General features: G+C 38.2%; 16 protein-coding genes. 15 read left to right on the top strand and 1 reads right to left on the bottom strand.

Annotated features, from left to right (window positions below; translation table 11 throughout):
* Window positions 1-51: 51 nt before the first annotated feature.
* Together ABMY35_RS13530 and ABMY35_RS13525 are read left to right on the top strand one after the other, a co-directional pair.
* Complete coding sequence (locus ABMY35_RS13530; protein WP_349286671.1) at window positions 52-1,953, top strand: S9 family peptidase; 1,902 nt, start codon at window positions 52-54, stop codon at window positions 1,951-1,953.
* 91 nt (window positions 1,954-2,044) lie between these two features.
* Window positions 2,045-2,626: a hypothetical protein gene (locus tag ABMY35_RS13525; RefSeq protein WP_349286670.1), complete on the top strand. Its 582-nt coding sequence runs from the start codon at window positions 2,045-2,047 to the stop codon at window positions 2,624-2,626.
* Between the two features lie 253 nt (window positions 2,627-2,879).
* On the opposite strand, the gene rrtA is transcribed toward ABMY35_RS13525, so the two are convergent.
* Entirely contained in the window at window positions 2,880-3,404 is a 525-nt protein-coding gene (rrtA, locus tag ABMY35_RS13520) for a rhombosortase (RefSeq protein ID WP_349286669.1), read from the bottom strand.
* A gap of 159 nt (window positions 3,405-3,563) precedes the next feature.
* On the opposite strand from rrtA, the gene ggt reads away from it, so the two are divergent.
* The 13 genes from ggt to ABMY35_RS13455 all read left to right on the top strand — a co-directional run bounded on the left by ggt (window position 3,564) and on the right by ABMY35_RS13455 (window position 17,591).
* Window positions 3,564-5,321 carry a gamma-glutamyltransferase gene (gene ggt / locus ABMY35_RS13515; protein WP_349286668.1) on the top strand — a complete coding sequence of 586 codons (1,758 nt, stop codon included), beginning with the start codon at window positions 3,564-3,566 and terminating at the stop codon, window positions 5,319-5,321.
* Window positions 5,322-5,487: 166 nt separating this feature from the next.
* Window positions 5,488-7,182 (top strand): NAD-dependent malic enzyme, encoded by a 1,695-nt coding sequence (locus ABMY35_RS13510; protein ID WP_349286667.1) that lies wholly within the window; start codon window positions 5,488-5,490, stop codon window positions 7,180-7,182.
* A gap of 574 nt (window positions 7,183-7,756) precedes the next feature.
* On the top strand, window positions 7,757-8,461 hold the full coding sequence (locus tag ABMY35_RS13505; RefSeq protein WP_349286666.1) for an SIMPL domain-containing protein: 705 nt from the start codon (window positions 7,757-7,759) through the stop codon (window positions 8,459-8,461).
* A gap of 241 nt (window positions 8,462-8,702) precedes the next feature.
* Window positions 8,703-9,356 (top strand): sulfotransferase family protein, encoded by a 654-nt coding sequence (locus tag ABMY35_RS13500; RefSeq protein WP_349286665.1) that lies wholly within the window; start codon window positions 8,703-8,705, stop codon window positions 9,354-9,356.
* A 54-nt stretch (window positions 9,357-9,410) separates the two neighbouring features.
* Window positions 9,411-9,983 (top strand): tRNA-(ms[2]io[6]A)-hydroxylase, encoded by a 573-nt coding sequence (locus tag ABMY35_RS13495; RefSeq protein ID WP_349286664.1) that lies wholly within the window; start codon window positions 9,411-9,413, stop codon window positions 9,981-9,983.
* Window positions 9,984-10,019: 36 nt separating this feature from the next.
* A complete protein-coding gene (locus ABMY35_RS13490) occupies window positions 10,020-10,520 on the top strand; it encodes an AAA family ATPase (RefSeq protein WP_349286663.1) in 501 nt (166 codons plus the stop codon).
* A 211-nt stretch (window positions 10,521-10,731) separates the two neighbouring features.
* Entirely contained in the window at window positions 10,732-11,145 is a 414-nt protein-coding gene (locus ABMY35_RS13485) for a S24 family peptidase (RefSeq protein ID WP_138634963.1), read from the top strand.
* Window positions 11,133-12,392 carry a Y-family DNA polymerase gene (locus ABMY35_RS13480; protein WP_349286662.1) on the top strand — a complete coding sequence of 420 codons (1,260 nt, stop codon included), beginning with the start codon at window positions 11,133-11,135 and terminating at the stop codon, window positions 12,390-12,392. Before ABMY35_RS13485 ends, ABMY35_RS13480 begins: the two co-directional genes overlap by 13 nt.
* 261 nt (window positions 12,393-12,653) lie before the next feature.
* On the top strand, window positions 12,654-13,121 hold the full coding sequence (locus ABMY35_RS13475) for a hypothetical protein (protein WP_349286661.1): 468 nt from the start codon (window positions 12,654-12,656) through the stop codon (window positions 13,119-13,121).
* 325 nt (window positions 13,122-13,446) lie between these two features.
* Window positions 13,447-13,830: a response regulator gene (locus ABMY35_RS13470; RefSeq protein ID WP_349286660.1), complete on the top strand. Its 384-nt coding sequence runs from the start codon at window positions 13,447-13,449 to the stop codon at window positions 13,828-13,830.
* A complete protein-coding gene (locus ABMY35_RS13465) occupies window positions 13,827-14,729 on the top strand; it encodes an AAA family ATPase (RefSeq protein ID WP_349286659.1) in 903 nt (300 codons plus the stop codon). Before ABMY35_RS13470 ends, ABMY35_RS13465 begins: the two co-directional genes overlap by 4 nt.
* A complete protein-coding gene (locus ABMY35_RS13460) occupies window positions 14,729-15,667 on the top strand; it encodes a DUF58 domain-containing protein (protein ID WP_349286658.1) in 939 nt (312 codons plus the stop codon). The genes ABMY35_RS13465 and ABMY35_RS13460 overlap by 1 nt, the downstream gene beginning before the upstream one ends.
* Window positions 15,657-17,591, top strand: coding sequence for a DUF3488 and transglutaminase-like domain-containing protein (locus tag ABMY35_RS13455; protein WP_349286657.1), 1,935 nt, complete (start codon window positions 15,657-15,659; stop codon window positions 17,589-17,591). Before ABMY35_RS13460 ends, ABMY35_RS13455 begins: the two co-directional genes overlap by 11 nt.

Here is a 17,591-nt window from a genome sequence, read left to right as displayed (position 1 = left end):
GTCCTCTAATTATGTACTCTTACATCGATTTATTTTTGGAGGACATTCGCGATGATGCGAACGATTGTATCAGTCAGCTTAGGACTGGCTTTTAGTGTTGGTGCTTTTGCCAATGAGGTGATGACACCCGAAAAGTTGTGGGAACTAAAAAGAGTAAGTGCTTTAGGCCTTAATAAAGACAAAACCCACGTCATTTATAAAGTCACGACACCAAGCATTGAAAACAATAGTTTTGATAGCAAAGTTTATCAGGTTTCTTTAAATGGTGGCGATGCACAACTTTTAGAAAACTACCAAGGTGTTGTGATTGACAAAAGCCTGTCACCTGATGGCACTAAAAAACTTTTCCACAAAAAAGTACAACTAGAAAATGTACTTGCGAGAGATCGTTATAAAGAGCTGGGTAAGGCAAATGCGTATGTGTTTGACGATTTAAATTACCGTCATTGGGATACATGGAAAGACGGTAAATATAAGCATGTTTTCTACCAAGATCTTAAGACAGAAGAAAAGGTAGATATCATGAAGGGCATGCCGTTTGATAGCCCAACATCGCCGTTTGGTGGTGTAGCTGATTATAAATGGGGCCCAAAAGGTGAAAACATTTACTATGTTAGTAAAAAACTTACTGGCACAGAGTATGTAAAAAGTACAAATACTGATATCTATCGTTATAACTTGAAAAGCAAAAAGACGACCAATATTACTGAAAGTAACTTAGGTTACGATAAATACCCTGCATTCTCTCCTAATGGCCACTTAGCTTGGCTACAAATGGATGAAGCTGGTAACGAAGCTGATAAAAACGACATTATTGTTAGAATTAAAAATCGTGACCATAACTTAACCGAACACTGGGACGGCACAGTAAATAGCTTTAAGTGGAGTCACGATGGTAAGAGCATTTACTTCATTGCACCAATTGACGGCACTATACAACTTTTCCAAGTTAGTGTTAGCTCAAAAGGCAGGTCAATGCCAAAAATTAAACAGCTTACTAAAGGTCAGTTTGACGTAAATGGTATTGTTGCAGTACTAAAAGACAAACTCATCGTTACCCGCAATAGCATGAATGCGGCGCGTGAGATTTATCGCTTTGATCTTCGCAGCAAAAAGTTGACAGCTCTCACCAAAGAGAATGACGCTTTCTATGCGAGTCTTGATTTACCAAACGTTGAAAAGCGTATGGTTAAAACAACAGATGGCCAAGACATGCTGACTTGGGTGATTTACCCGCCGAACTTTGATAAGAAGAAAAAGTATCCAACACTTCTTTATTTACAAGGTGGTCCACAGTCTGCACTTTCACAGTTCTATTCTTTCCGTTGGAACTTCCAAGTAATGGCTTCTCAGGGCTATATTGTTGTTGCTCCTAACCGTCGAGGTATGCCAGGTCATGGTGAGCAATGGAACAGAGACATCAGTAACGATTGGGGTGGTCAGGTAATGGAAGATTACCTTGCTGCAATTGATGATGTTGCAAAAGAGTCTTATGTTGATAAGTCTCGAATTGGTGCTGTAGGTGCGAGTTACGGCGGTTACTCTGCGTTTTATTTAGCAGGCAACCATGAAGGCCGATTCAAAACCTTTATTGCACACTGTGGTATTTTCGACTTACGTGGCATGTACGGTACAACTGAAGAGCTGTTCTTCGTTAATAACGAGCTTGGCGGTGCTTATTGGGAAAATAACGCATCTACAAACAAAGCATACGGTCAATTTAACCCAATCAATCACATTGATAAGTGGGATGCGCCGATGTTTGTTATTCATGGTGCAAAAGACTACCGTGTGCCACTTGAGCAAGGTATTGCGGCATTCCAAGCTGCTAAGCTACGCGGTTTAAAGAGTCGTTTCTTACTATTCCCAGAAGAAAACCATTGGGTACTGACACCGCAAAACGGTATTGTGTGGCAGCGTGAGTTCTTCAAGTGGTTAGAAGAAACGTTGTAAAAAACACAACTTCATAGTACCTTTCACAGGAATTTTATAGCCAGGATATTTATGTATTCTGGCTTTTTTATATAAATACAAAGGAGAACTTGTGAAAAAGGTTTTGTTATCTGCGGCTGTGATCATGTTATCTGGGTGTGCTCAAAATATTTATCTTCAGCCTATGGTTGATGGTCCTAGTGCAAAATTAAGATTAGCTTCTGTCCCGAGTAATAATAATTTTGTTGGTAGACCAAGTAATAACAGTTGCATCTCGACTGTTTCTGAACATGGTAGCCATATTGCAACACTTGGTGTGAAAGCTAACCTTGTTAGAAGCTTGAGTCGTTTAGATATGCCTGCTTATGATAAAAAGCTTGGTGATTCACATCAAAATGAAGTTTACATTCCAGCAGGAAAACCATTCTCATTCCAATTTAACGGCGTTGGCATTTCAGGGTTCTCTCCAGGCAAAGTCGATTCTGGTGGTGCGTTATACTCTTGGTGCAGAAAGTTGGTTACATTTGAAGCACAAGAAAACGGAAATTATGAAGCTTTATACGATTATGTGGAATTACCTAATGGTAAAGAAACTTGCGGTGTTAAGGTATTCGAAATCATTGAAACAGAAAATAATACATACAAGAAAGTTGAAATGAGCGATTATCAAGTTATAGAAAATTATTGCGAATAAACGACAAACCTATCCTTTTTTAGTTGTGCTTGGCAGAGCATCTAATAAAAAGCAAAGCACAATTGATGTTAGTAGCTTCGACTATGAGCAGTTCAAAGCGCTTGAAATTATAAAGCTGGAATACGATGATGACCGTATCCTTGCATGTGGAACATGTAATGGGTGGCGCAACTAAAGCTTTGCTTATCAACTAATAAGTTGTTCATAAAAAGGCCATATCAATTTATGGCCGTTTTAATATTTATTTACTTATTTAATCTTTCTTTTCTGATTTTACTAAGAGTTTTTCTTTAATTAATCCTAAGCCCATAATCAGCCCGCCGATGGCACCTATTAAGTGTGCTTCTATGGCTACACGGGATTGGATAAGTTCGCCGACGTCTGCGCTTGGTCCAGAATACTGCTCCCAAGCAAGTTTTCCCCAAATACCAATGAATAATAATATGCCTGAACGCATACCGACTTGTATGTCTTTAAGTGCGCCCCAAACAATAACGCCATGTAATAGGCCACTTAGCCCTGTATAGATTTTTATATCTGGCACAAAGAGCCAAATGCCTAGCCCAGTCCATAAAGCTAAAAAAGCGGTATGTATATAATATTGGCTTTGTGTTCTATGTTCAGCGTGTAACAGCCATATGAAGCCAATACCTACAATATTAAGTAGTAAATGAGTTGGGTTCGCGTGTACAAATTGCCCGGTAAATATACGCCAAATTTCGCCTGTTGCTATTTTGTTTCGATGGAATTCCAGCAAGTCATTGGTATTAAAAAACATTAATGCGCTGCTAAGCAATATAAGTAGAATGGGAGGCAGTATGTATTTTTTATCTAGTGGCAATTGGATCATCAATCAAAATTCTTTTTTATTTTTTGCATATTTTGCCCGTTTACTCTTATCATGCAAACCAGAACTTGAAAATTAATGACAACAACTATGACATTCAAATCTCTGCCTTTTGCGTTATCGCTTTGTTCATTGGCTTTATTAAGTGCCTGCTCAAGCCAAATTTCACCAAAACAAGAAATAAGAGAGCCAGAAGCAGCCACTGGTTTTACAAAAAAGCAAAAGCAAATCGCCGATAATTATATGATTGCGGCTGCAAATCCTTACGCTGTTAAAGCGGGTAAATTGATGCTCGACAAGGGCGGCAGTGCAATTGATGCGGCAATTGCCACGCAGTTGGTTTTAACCTTGGTTGAACCTCAATCTTCAGGTATTGGTGGCGGTGCTTTTATTTTGCATTATGATCAAAATGAAAATGCATTGACAACATTAGACGGCAGAGAAACAGCACCAGCTAAAGCAACCTCAGGTTTATTCTTAGACGAAAATGGCAAAGCTGCACCTTGGATTAAGGCCGTTGTAGGTGGTCGCTCGGTGGGTGTGCCTGGTATTCTGCATGCTTTTGATAAGGCGCATAAAGAACATGGTAAATTGGCTTGGGCCGACTTATTTGAGCCTGCAATTCAATTAGCTGAGCAAGGGTTTGTGGTTTCGCCTCGTCTGAATATGTTGTTATCTAAAAAGTTTAATCCGGGCCTTACCCGTTTGCCTGAAGCGAAAGCGTACTTTTACCCAGATGATCAACCTTTAGCTGTCGGCAGTATTCGTAAAAACCCTAAATTGGCTATGTTATACAAGCATATATCTGAGCAGGGTATTTCGGCTTTTTATACAGGGCAACATGCAGAAAACATAGTTGATGCAGTGCAAAGCTCTGAAATTGCACCTGGGTTATTGTCTCTTTCAGACCTAGAAAATTACCAAAGTAAATATAGAGATGCGATCTGTACGTCATATCATGCTTACAAGGTGTGCTCTATGGCACCACCAAGCAGTGGTGGCGTTGCTGTACTGCAAATTTTGAAATTACTTGAAGGTAAAAAGTTAGGCCAATATCAGCCTAATGACCCTAAAGCGCTGCACTTATTCACCCAAGCTTCGCGATTAGCATTTGCAGACAGGAATCATTATGTTGCGGACCCTGATTTTGTGACTGTGCCAACCCATGCATTACTTGATGACGCATACTTAGCTGAACGTGCCAAGCTGATTTCAGACAGAGATAATCACAAAGTCCCTGTAGGTAAACCGTTAAATGGAACGTTAAGTTATGCCGCAGATAACAGCTACGAGCTGCCTTCAACGACGCATGTTTCAATTGTGGACCAAGCGGGGAATGCGGTGTCTATGACCAGCTCTATTGAAATGGCCTTCGGTTCGACAGTTATGGTTGACGGCTATTTGTTAAATAACCAGCTAACCGACTTTGCGCTTTCTCCGAAGAAGAATGGCAAATTGCGTGCTAATCGCGTTGAAGCCAATAAACGTCCACGTAGCTCTATGTCGCCTGTTATGGTGTTCAACAAAGATGGCAGTCTACGTTTAGTCGTCGGCTCTCCGGGGGGTAGTCGTATTATTAACTATGTTGCGCAAACAGTCATTGGCGTACTAGATTGGCAGTTAGATATTCAGTCTGCTATCAATCTTCCAAAGATAACTAACCGTAACAAAGTAACGACTTTAGAAAAAGGCTCTGACCTTGAAAAGCACCAAGCCTATTTTGAAAGTTTAGGGCATAAAGTTTTTATTCGAGATTTGAATTCAGGTTTACATGGTATTGAACTGGTCGGAGGTCAGCTCGTAGGTGGCGCAGATCCTCGACGAGAGGGCATTGTGCTCGGTGAATGACGGCTAAACCCGTAGGTTTAGTGATATTTTTAAGATATACTGCAAGGCTCTTTAATTATCTAGTTGTGTTAAAGCGCCTTTTTTATTTATAAGCAATTTTTTGCTTTCTTGCCTATTCACAGCTAAGTAATAATAAAATCAGCCAGACGTATCATTACAAGTAAATATGACTAAACAAACCGATCCAAATTATCTATACATTCCATACTCAGGTCCTAACCTGTTAGAAACGCCTTTATTAAACAAAGGCAGCGCATTTAGTCAATCAGAGCGTGAGAACTTTAACTTAAATGGGTTATTGCCACCGCGTTTCGAAACCATTGAAGAGCAAGTAGAGCGTTGTTATCAGCAATACTCTTCTTTCAAAGATAATTTAAATAAGCACATTTATCTTCGTGCAATTCAAGATAACAACGAAACACTTTATTACCGTTTGGTTCGCGATCATTTAGAAGAAATGATGCCTATCATTTATACGCCGACGGTAGGTGATGCATGTGAAAAATTCTCTGATATTTATCGCAGCTCTCGTGGTCTATTTATTTCATATGAAGAGCGTCATAACATCGATGATATTTTACGTAATGCGACAAAAGGCAAAGTAAAAGTGATTGTTGTTACTGACGGTGAGCGTATTCTTGGTTTAGGTGACCAAGGTATCGGTGGTATGGGTATTCCAATTGGTAAATTATCGCTTTATACCGTTTGTGGCGGTATTAGCCCTGCTTACACGCTACCTGTTATGCTTGATGTGGGTACTAATAATGAAAAGCTACTTTCCGATCCTATGTATATGGGTGCACGTCATAAGCGTATTAACCAAGAGCAATATGACGAGTTCTTAGACTTGTTCATCAAAGCGGTTAAACGTCGTTGGCCAAACGTACTGCTTCAATTTGAAGATTTTGCACAACCAAATGCCATGCCTCTACTTAAGCGTTATAAAGATACGATTTGTAGCTTCAATGATGATATTCAAGGCACTGCGGCGGTTACTGTGGGCTCTTTACTTGCTGCTTGCCGTGTTAAAGACGTAAAACTGAGTGACCAAAAAGTAGTGTTTGTTGGTGCAGGCTCTGCGGGTTGTGGTATTGCTGAGCAGATCATCAGTCAAATGGTATCTGAAGGCATCTCTGACGAGCAAGCGCGTAGCCAAGTGTACATGGTTGACAGATTCGGTCTACTTACTGAAGGTATGGAAGGGCTACGTGATTTCCAAGCTGCACTTGTGCAACAAAAAGATGCGTTAACTGATTGGCAATATAGCGGTGACTTTGCGTCTTTATTAGATGTAATGCACTGTGCGAAACCAGACATTTTGATTGGTGTTTCTGGTCAGCCTGGTTTGTTCACTGAGCAAGTGATTAAAGCGATGCATTCAGGATGTGAGCAGCCAATTATCTTCCCTCTAAGTAATCCTTCACGTCAAGTTGAAGCACATCCAATAGATGTGATTGAGTGGACGAATGGCCAAGCAATTGTTGCAACTGGTAGCCCATTTGGTGAAGTGGAATATAACGGCGAAAAGTTCATTATTCCTCAGTGTAACAATAGCTATATTTTCCCAGGTATCGGTTTAGGCGTCATTGCAGCTAAAGCTAAGCGTATCACTGATGCAATGCTGATGGTATCAAGTGAAATGCTTGCTGAAGCTTCACCTCGTGCAAACACAGGTAAAGGCAGTCTATTACCTGCGCTGGTGGAGATCGAACCATTAAGTAAGAAGATTGCATTTGCTGTTGCGAAGAAAGCGATGGAAGAAGGTGTCGCATTAGAAATGTCTGATGAAGCCATCCTTAAAGCAATCGATAAAAACTACTGGTACCCTGAGTACCGCAATTACAAGCGTTGTAGCATTTAATACTTAGCTTGTAATTTAAATTGAGCCAGCAAGATTGCTGGCTTTTTTATGCCTAATTTTCCTTAAAACAGATTTTATATTTTGAAAATGAAGGGCTGACGTTATAGTTAATACATTGATTATTTTATTAAAGACATTCAAAGCTATTTATTGCCAATAAGAGGGCTAGGAAGGATAAGCGTCTGCGAAAAGTACCCATGCAAGGTCGCTTTTATGATTAGTTTGTCATAATAGGTGTATTGGCAGAGGTGCTTGGTGAAAATAGGATTAGTTTTCATCGTATAATTGATCAAGTGCCGAGTGTATTTGGCAATGTTGTTTGTTTAAAAACACCGTTAGTAAAATAAGCGATTAATTTATTTAATCAAAAATGGCAGAATCTGAGATTTAAGAATTAATAGTTGAAGTGTATTGATACTTATTTTACCTTATTAACTCGACTTTATTAGCGACTCCTTAAAGTTGTTTTCTCTATTCAGCCTTAATTAATCAAGTTTTTAGTTTAATAGCGCATCTTTGGCCACATTAGAGATTTAACTCTGATTTTGGCTCAATATCCATAAATGGAGTAGGTATGTTTAAGAAATTACTAGCCGTTACGTCTTTACTTTTATCTTCAAGTTTTAATTACGCTTATGCAGAGCCAACCAGTCCTCATTTAAGTGTGACAGGGTACGCAGAGCAGCTCGTTCAGCCAGATCAAGTTGTTTTAAGTGTTGCGATTTCACACTCTGATAAAAACATTAACAAAGCAAAAGATGAAGTAGACAGTGTGATTGCGCGAGTGATAAAAGTCGCTAATACTTTTAATGTCAGTAAAAATAACATTGATGCATCACAGCTAAATATCTATCGCCAACACGAATATAACCAAGTTACTCAAAAGCAGGAGTTTAGTACTTTTCAGGTAACACGAAATGTTGAGATAAAGCTGACTGACGTTAATAAGTATGCTTTGTTTTTACAAGAACTTGTTGAGGCTGGTATAAATGAAATTGGTTATACGCAGTTTTCTTATTCAAAAGCTGAAGAAGTGCAAGATAAGCTAAAAAAATTGGCTATCAAAGACGCTAAATTTGAAGCTAAAGAACTGGCTAGCGCATTCGATGCTAAATTAGACCGTGTTTATTCTGTAAATTTTGCAAATGCGCCATCTATGCCAACACCATATGGAAGACAATCAATGATTGAATCAGGCCGAGCACATAAGCAGGCATATAATGTTTCTGATATTGTTATTTCTTCTGAAGTTTTCGTCACTTATTTGATTAAGCAATAATAGCAACCCTCAATCATTTTGAGGGACTAAAACTGGCGCTAGCGTCTTTGAAAATTTCTGATTTAGAACAACTAAATAGCAAAATTTCGCCTTGCCTATATGGATGTAGGTAGCTTAGCGAGAGCAGGACGCGTTAGCTGTGCTATAGACAAGTTTTTCTCGACTCAAAATAGATCGCTTAATTAAGAGGATTGGTATAAATTTTTCGTTATAATGCGCCCTTACTATTGTAGGGCGCATTATGAGTAAAATCTTTATTATCGGGTTACCGAGAACAGGCACGACAAGTCTTTGTGCCGCATGCATTGAACTTGGTTTAACGACGGCACATACAGCTTATACAATAGAGACATTTAATAACGCGCAAGTCATTGCCGACACGCCCGTATTTAATGATTATGCGTTGCTGCATCAAAAATATCCTGATGCTAAATTCATTTATTTAGAAAGAGACTTAGCGGTGTGGCTACCGTCTATTTCTAAATTATTAACGCGCATGTCAGGCAACCTGTTCTCAGATAAAGGTGGCTTTAACGACACCATCAAGCGCTGTTTCTTAAACTCCTTTTCGGGATTAGATACCAAGCACCTTGATAACTTCGAATTTCTCACTATGTGTTACGAAACACATAAAGCCAAAGCCATTGCGTTTTTCGAGGACACTCAAGCGCAGCATTTGTTTTTGAATGTTAGCCTGCCTCATAGTTTTGCAAAACTGTGTGACTTTTTAGAAGTTGATGTTGCTTGCACAGAAATGACAGACATGCCTAAGCTCAACGTGAACGGTAAAGTTACGGCTTGGAATGACTTAAAGCACCCACTTAAAGTCAGCTCTACACGTATGGGAAAAGTAGATAAAGACGCCGATTTACTCACATTTATGCAATCTGTTTAATTCGTGTATCTCCTACGCTAGAATACCAGCAGTTTATATTGATTAAGAATGTTTATGTTTGAACTGAAGTACCACACCCCGTTTAATTGGACAGAAAAAGTGCTTGCTGATTTTGATACTTTTTTACAAGATCACGCAGCTGCTGAAAAAAAAGCGTCTGGCATGGCGATGTCTATGTTGGGTCATTACCCTGACAGAATTAAGCTTGTGAAAGCGATGACAGATTTAGCCATTGAAGAGATGATCCACTTTAAACAGGTATTGAAATTATTAACAGAGCGTGGGGTTACCTTAGGTAACGACCAAAAAGACCCTTATATTAAAGGTATGCGCGCATTATTCAGACAGGGCACCGATGAATTCTTAATCGACCGTCTATTAGTGGCGGCGGTGATTGAAGCGCGTGGTCACGAACGTTTTTCTTTGGTTGCAGAAGCCTTACCTGAAGGCAAAGAGAAAGACTTTTATGTGGCCATTGCTAAATCAGAAGAAAAACATAAGAACCTATTCGTAGAATTGGGCTACGAATACTTCAATAAAGACATTATTGACGCACGTTTAGCTGAAATACTTAAAGCTGAGGCGGAGATCTGTAAAAAGATACCATTTACAGCGGCGCTTCATTAATTCTAACATTACCGCTGTATAAATAAGGACTAGCGCATGAAAACGATTATTTTTGGTAATTCTGGCTCAGGAAAGTCAACACTTTCAAAGCGTTTAGCACAAGAATATTCAGCTGCACATTTAGATTTAGACACTCTTGCTTGGTTACCAACGTCACCACCAACTCGGGCACCACTTGATTCTTCGCTCTATAAAATCAACGAATTTGTTCAATCCCATTCAGATTGGGTGATTGAGGGTTGCTATAGTGATCTCATTAAACCGATCACAGAGCAGTGTCAGCATTTGGTGTTTATTGACTTAGATGTGGAGATCTGTAAAGCCAACGCTAAAGCGCGTCCTTGGGAGCCGCACAAATACCCATCAAAAGAAGCACAAGATGAAAATCTAGACATGTTATTGGCTTGGATTGAAGACTATGAAACCAGAGACGATGTATTTTCAAAAGCAGCCCATACAAAACTATTCGAGACTTTCACTGGCAATAAAGTGCGTTTAGAAAGCAACCAGCAAAGTAGAGCGTTTAGCTTGAAGTAGTACGTAATAAATCAAACCTCTCAAAATAGAGCTCCTTATATTGAGAGTTGGTATAAAAACTCAGCGGCTTGGTAAACATCAAGCCGCTTTTTTTTGCCTGCATTATTCTAAAAGCGCTTCATAGCGCCACTTGATAACGCTGTTAAGCTTGCCGATATGGCTAATTATACATATACTGTATTTATATACAGTATATGTATTTGGGTGCAGTATGAAAGTAATACCAGTTAAAGCAGCAGCGGGGATCAGCGGTTTTGAGTCTCCCGCAGCAGAATATAAAGAGCTCGGTTTATCCCTTGACCAACTCATAGTTGGTGACCCTAACGCCACTTTTTTAGGCCTCGCATCTGGTGATTCGATGCAGGGCGTTGGTATTTTTGATGGTGATTTATTGATTGTAGATAGGGCGGCCGAGCCAAAAGACCAAGATGTGATTGTTGCTAATTTCAACAATGAGTTTGTATGTAAAATCCTTGATATCCATAACCGACGGCTACTATCTGCATCACCAGTGTTTAAACCAGTATTTATCAGTGATTGTGATGTTTTTCAGCTCGAAGGTATTGTGACTGGTTCATTAAGAATGCATCGGCAAAACATGAGATTAAAACAATGTATGCGTTAATTGATGCCACCTCGTTTTATGCTTCAGCCGAAAAAGTATTCGACTTATCAATACGTAAGCGACCCGTTGTGGTGCTCTCAAACAACGACGGCTGCATTGTTGCTGCATCTCCTGAAGTAAAAAAACTTGGCGTTCCAAAGTTTGAGCCTTACTTTAAATTAAAGCCTATTTTAGATAAGCATAATGTGGTTATTCGCTCCTCAAATTATGAGTTATACGCCGATTTAAGTGACAAAATGATGGCCATTATCAACCGTTTTAGTGATCAACATTATGTATATTCCATTGACGAGTCATTTCTAAAGTTTGATGGCTACAGTGATGTGGTGAATTCTTGGTATGAATACGGGCAACTTATTCGCCGCACGGTTTGGCGAAAAACTAAGTTGCCAGTAGGGGTAGGCTTTGGGCCAACACCTACACTTGCGAAAGCCGCTAATCATGCGGCTAAGAAGTTTTTAGGCGCAACAGGCGTTGCCGTTATTGATAGTGAAAAGTCTCGAAAGCAAATTTTAGCCAATATGGCAGTATCGGATATTTGGGGTGTAGGGCGCCGATTAACCAAGCAACTTAAGTTATTCGGCATCGAAAGTGCGTTAGATTTAGCTAAACAAAACCCAAAAATGATGCGAAAACAATTTAGTGTTGTGCTTGAGCGAACGATATCGGAGCTTAATGGAGTGTCATGTTTATCATGGGATGATGTAAAACAGCGCAAAAAAGAAGTATTCAGCACCCGCAGTTTTGGTGAGCGCGTCGAAAACCCATTCGCACTTAAAGCGTCATTAGTAACGCACTGTTCAATCGTAGCCAAGAAACTACGCAAACAAGGTTCTTTAACGAAACGATTAATTATCTTCGCTCATAGCTCACCACATGAAGATAATTACTATAAAAGGTCGTTTATTCAGAAGCTTGCTGTGCCATCGAATGATAGCATGGTATTTGCCAAACAAGTCGAGTTGGTATTCAGCCAATTGTTCCAACCTGGTGTGCGATACTACAAAGCGGGTATTGGCGCCATTGAGCTAGAAGACGATATGCACCAACAAATTGATATGTTTAATGTTTCTGATGATAAACCAGAGCTTATGCAGTGCTTAGATACAATCAATAAACGCTACGGAAGTAGTAGCTTACGTATTGGGACAGAATTACAAAGTAATCAGTGGCAAATGAAGAGAGATTGGTTATCGAGAAGATATACAACGCGATGGCCTGAGATCCCGCTAATAAAATGCCAATAAAAAAATGATAAAAATATCGGTTGGAAAAAACAATCTATACTCAAAGAAGTAAAGCTAACGCAAAGTGCTTGTGGTGAAGGAATATGTTTAACAAATTGATATTTGCAATGGTGATATTATTAAAATCAAAATTTAGCAAACAGTACAAGCAATGAAATTTCTATTGGTATTGCAGTCAAAGAAAACAAATACATTGCAAATATAAAAGAGATTGTCACACAAGCTTACAACGAATTAGATAAGACCGTTATTTGGAAAAACTTGCCAGAAAGCAGATCGCTCAGGTTAACGAATAAAGGTAAGTTAGATGCAGAATTTTTGCGAGTCAATTCAGTTGCTGATGAATATGAAAATCTAATAAAGATAGATACGCCATTAATTTATGCTTCTATAAATCTGTATTGTAAAAGCCCGAAAGATTGTGAAATGGCATTACAAGGAAAAATTCCGGTTGGCTATAACATGAGTTATAAAATCTATGAACATATCTGCAGAAAAGAATATTTGTCATGTTTTGGCGTTAACACTAAGGGCGATCCAAATGTACTATTCAAACACAATCAACTAGACACGATCTTATCTAACGATTTAGAAATAGTAGCTAGCTTATCAAGCTTCGAGCAAGTTTTGTTTAAGAGTAAAAAATTAGAAGATGTTACAGGGCATCACCATATAAACAAAAAACATAAAAACCAATTCGAAATCGATTTCAGATCTGGTAAAAAATAACAAACATATAAAACAATTAGATTTTTAAAATTTCAGAATTTGAAAACTCAATCATTGGAAAAGAGTATTAATAAGAGTAATAAAAGCTTAAATAAATCACAGGTAGTGTATGTTTAATTTAGTTATTCAGTTTATTTAACATAATATAAATTATGCGATATTAAGTGGTAGCTAATACAAATATAGACTTCTTCATATTAAACATTAAAAAAACATTTAATGTCCAATACTAGACGGTATCGGACATTTTAAAGCGGTGTAATCTATTGTTTAATCTTTTCTGTTATCTTAGTATGAAGAAAAATTTTTTAAGAAGTAAAAACATATGGAATTTGTTAGACCACTAGAACCTATTTTAATCATCGACGACTCTGTTGAAGCCCGTGAGTATTTGGGCAATATTTTAGAAGACCTCGGATTTGAGGAGGTATCTGGATCTGAAGATTTCGACTCTGCAAAAAATCATCTTGAAAAGAATCCCCCTAACTTAATTTTCCTCGATATTGAACTTCCAAATACTGATGGTTCAGCCATTTTAGATTACTTAAATGAACACTATCCTAAGTCACATGTGATCATGTGTTCTGGACATAACAGTCTAGAGTGTGTGCAAAATACATGGGAATGTGGTGCTAAAGATTTTATAGAAAAACCATTCAATGCGAAAAAAGTCGATACAGTATTAAAAAGATTAGAACTGGTTACATGAAAACAAAAATAAATACGCTACTAGAAGCGCTTTCAACTGTCATTTATGATAAACAACCTCAAGTGAAGTTGGCGATTTGTAGTCTACTTTGTAAAGGTCACTTATTAATTGAAGATTTGCCTGGAATGGGTAAAACCACTTTATCCCATGGTTTAGCAGAAGTTTTAGGTTTAACCTACCAAAGAGTTCAATTTACCAGTGATTTACTTCCAGCTGACATAACTGGCTCAACTATATTTAATACCGATAAGCAGAACTTTGTATTTCATGAAGGCCCTGTTTTTACACAAGTTTTACTTGCTGATGAAATAAACCGGGCGAGTCCTAAAACACAAAGTGCATTGCTTGAAGCCATGGAAGAAAGACAAGTAACCATGGATGGTCAAAGTCATCTACTACCAGAGCCTTTTTTTGTGATTGCGACACAAAACCCATTACATCAATCAGGTACACACCCCCTACCAGAATCACAATTAGACCGCTTTTTCATGCGCGTTAGCTTGGGATATCCGTCTAAAGACGCTGAAAAGAAACTTATACTTGGAGACCATGGTAGAAAAACAACGCTCACGCAATTGATGGAACTAAACACCCTATCGGAATTGCAATCAGCCATTGAAGAGATGGATATTAAAGAGCAAGTTGTTCAATATATATTAGATTTAGTGAGTTTCACACGAGAGTCTGGCTTATTTAAAGATCCCCTGTCGCCAAGAGCAAGTATTGCATTAGGAACAGCTAGTAAAGCATGGGCGATAATACACGGCAGAGATTATGTTACTCATGATGACGTACAGGCCGTTTTTCCTGCAGTTGCTGGCCACAGGCTCAACTTAGATGCCACAGAGCAATTTAGAATAATCGACGATATATACTCACAAGTACCGGTTCAGATGTAATGATTAAACTGCCCCAACCTGCTTGGTTTGATGCTTTGTTGTTAAAAAAGCATCAAGGAGACAGTATAAGACTCAAGCATGATACTATTTATGTTTCACCATCCAAGTCAGGACTAGGATTCTTAGGGATAGCAGTTTTAAACTTTATATTAGGCATTAATTATCAAAATAATTTGATCTTAGCTGTTTCTTACTTGATGTTTGTTATGCTTCTCATGTGCTTGATATATGCTTTTAGTAATTTCAATGGGTTGATAATTGAAGTCGCGGCAATTAAAGATGATTTTGCCGATAAAAGACCATCGGTAACCTTTAAAATCGAAAATCAAAAGCAACGTTACGATATTCAGATAGAGCATATTGATACAAAAGAAAAAAGCATTCTAAAAAGAATAAAGAATAACGAGTTTTTAGAAATATTTTTGCCTGTAAAACGTGGTAAACATAAGCTCGGGCGTTTTAAAATCCTCACCCACTATCCGTTTGGTTTAGTCACTATTTGGAGTTATTTGATAAGCGAAAAACATATCTATGCCTACCCAGCACAAGTTGAAACAGAGCTTCCAAAGAATAGCTTCATTATTTACGAAAAAGGTGAAAAAGCACTCGACGATAAGGCTTTAGCTGAAGACTTTAATGAATTAAAAAGTTATCGCGAAGGTATGAGTATACATAGGATATCTTGGCGGCATTTTGCTAAGAATAAAGAGCTCTTAGTCAAAGACTATCAATCACCAAATAAATCAGCTAGCTATGGCTTTGATTTTGATAAAGTTTCAGGCACTAAAGAAGATAAACTGTCACAGCTGAGCTTTTTAATCGTGCAGGCCGAAATAGAGCAACAAAGTTACGCCCTTAGATTACCAAATAGACTTATTACTTTAAGCCAAGGAAATAGTCATAAAAAGAAATGTTTGGAGGCGCTAAGTGAAGCTTAACCAAATTTCTTGCTCCCTTATTTACTTATTACTTGCTTGGATAATGGCCGATGATCTTGGTTTCGTTATTGTATCTTATATTACAGGCTTATTTATAGCTTACGAATTGAACCGAGTAATCTATAAAAAGACTATAACAGACAGTATTATCAATGGATGCGCATTAGCGGGTATTGCACTGCTAATGGGATTCGTTGGCGTTAAAAACTCAGTTGCATTTTTTGTTTCTATGATGCTTTTGGCATCGATACTTAAAATATATCAAGCGAAAACTGACAGGCAGACCCTGCAAGTGTTTGTACTTAACTTTTTCACAATTCCCTGCTTATTTATATTCTCGCAAAATTTCTTCTCGGCATTGTTGGTATTTATATTAATTGGCTTTAATTTAGCCTTAATGCTGATATATCAATATGAGTTTTCACCAAAAGAAGCCGTTAAAAACGCATTCAGCAAATTGGCTTTAACAATTCCAGTCAGCGTAATGTTAGTACTTTTTATTCCTAAATTACCTGCATTTTGGCAACTCCCAGGACCTAACTCCGCCAAAACTGGTCTATCAGAAAATGTTGATCCGTTTGAAATTTCAAAACTATCCGAATCAAATGAGCTAGTTTTCCGAGCTATCTTCCCAAAAGAGCGAAATGTGGAAGGCCCATTTTATTGGCGTGCGCTTATACATGATGAATTTGATGGTACACGTTGGAATATGTCGTCATTACAAAGTGTTTCGGCGAATTATCAAGCCAGTGATAGTTCGCATAACTACACCATTATTGTTGAGCCCAGCCATTTAAAATGGCTTTATACGCTTGAAAAAATGACAACAGAGCAAGACTTAGTCGCGACTAATGTGTTCGGTCTGCCTTATAGAAAGCGCCCTGTCAGTTCAGCATTTGAATACCAAGTTTATAATGTCGTTGACACTCAAGACTCCAGTATTACCCGTTGGCAATACAGACAAAATATTCAATTACCAAGTGATTTAAATCCTCAAGCAAGAGCACTGGCTGAGCAGATTGATAAACAAAGTAATGATACTGCAGAATTTATTGCTTTATTGAGGGATTATATTTTAGCTCAAGGCTTTACTTATACGCTTAACCCACCTATCAGCCAGTCTAGTAACAAAATTGATGAATTCTTATTTAACAACAAAGCGGGGTTTTGTGGGCATTATGCTTCTACGGTTGCCATGATGATGCGCACTGTTGGGATCCCAGCAAGATTAGTGTCGGGCTATTTAGGTGGTGAACTCAATTCAGAAAATAACTACTACAGTGTTTATCAATACGATGCGCATGCTTGGCTTGAATATTACGTCCCTACTCAAGGTTGGCTCGAGTTAGATCCAACAGCATGGGTATCGCCAGAGCGTTTAAATGGCTCTTTATCTCAGCATAGCCAATTGGCGGAAGAATTGAAAAGTAACATTGGCATAACACTCATGGGGTTATCTGATGTTGCATTAGTTAATTGGCTACGGTTGCAGCTAGAATCATTTGATTATCAATGGACACGTTGGGTTTTAAATTTTGATGACCAAAAGCAAAGTAGCTTTCTAAAAAATATATTTGGCGAAAAGGCTAAAATGCTTTCAGGTATCGCGGTGATCATAGGTCTTAGTTTGTTATTTGCATTAGTTTATTGGATATTACAACGCAATTCACATCGAACCACTCCCTTGCCTGTTAAACTGTTATGCAAATTACAGGTTAACGCTTGTGGTGAATTTGATAATACTAAAACACCGGGACAAATCATTTCGGCTATTCAATCAAAATATCCAAAGTTAAGAGTAAAACTTAATAATTTTCTATATGAGTTCGAAAAAGTTCGATACGGAAATAAAAGTGAATTAACAGAATTAAAGAAACAGTATTTAGCATTAACAAAACAATTTAAAAACAATAAAAGAGATTAG

The organism is Pseudoalteromonas sp. BZB3, from assembly GCF_040104455.1.
Taxonomy (GTDB): Bacteria; Pseudomonadota; Gammaproteobacteria; order Enterobacterales; family Alteromonadaceae; genus Pseudoalteromonas.
Note: the sequence above shows the minus strand (reverse complement) of the source record. Positions and strands in the feature narration are given on the sequence as shown.

Excerpts from the sequence above, each read along its gene's own strand:
- ABMY35_RS13530 (WP_349286671.1), top strand. The coding sequence starts at position 52 with ATGATGCGAACGATTGTATCAGTCAGCTTAGGACTGGCTTTTAGTGTT.
- rrtA (WP_349286669.1), bottom strand. The coding sequence starts at position 3,404 with ATGTTTTTTAATACCAATGACTTGCTGGAATTCCATCGAAACAAAATA.
- ggt (WP_349286668.1), top strand. The coding sequence starts at position 3,564 with ATGACATTCAAATCTCTGCCTTTTGCGTTATCGCTTTGTTCATTGGCT.
- ABMY35_RS13510 (WP_349286667.1), top strand. The coding sequence starts at position 5,488 with ATGACTAAACAAACCGATCCAAATTATCTATACATTCCATACTCAGGT.
- ABMY35_RS13505 (WP_349286666.1), top strand. The coding sequence starts at position 7,757 with ATGTTTAAGAAATTACTAGCCGTTACGTCTTTACTTTTATCTTCAAGT.
- ABMY35_RS13500 (WP_349286665.1), top strand. The coding sequence starts at position 8,703 with ATGAGTAAAATCTTTATTATCGGGTTACCGAGAACAGGCACGACAAGT.
- ABMY35_RS13495 (WP_349286664.1), top strand. The coding sequence starts at position 9,411 with ATGTTTGAACTGAAGTACCACACCCCGTTTAATTGGACAGAAAAAGTG.
- ABMY35_RS13490 (WP_349286663.1), top strand. The coding sequence starts at position 10,020 with ATGAAAACGATTATTTTTGGTAATTCTGGCTCAGGAAAGTCAACACTT.
- ABMY35_RS13485 (WP_138634963.1), top strand. The coding sequence starts at position 10,732 with ATGAAAGTAATACCAGTTAAAGCAGCAGCGGGGATCAGCGGTTTTGAG.
- ABMY35_RS13480 (WP_349286662.1), top strand. The coding sequence starts at position 11,133 with ATGTATGCGTTAATTGATGCCACCTCGTTTTATGCTTCAGCCGAAAAA.
- ABMY35_RS13470 (WP_349286660.1), top strand. The coding sequence starts at position 13,447 with ATGGAATTTGTTAGACCACTAGAACCTATTTTAATCATCGACGACTCT.
- ABMY35_RS13465 (WP_349286659.1), top strand. The coding sequence starts at position 13,827 with ATGAAAACAAAAATAAATACGCTACTAGAAGCGCTTTCAACTGTCATT.
- ABMY35_RS13460 (WP_349286658.1), top strand. The coding sequence starts at position 14,729 with ATGATTAAACTGCCCCAACCTGCTTGGTTTGATGCTTTGTTGTTAAAA.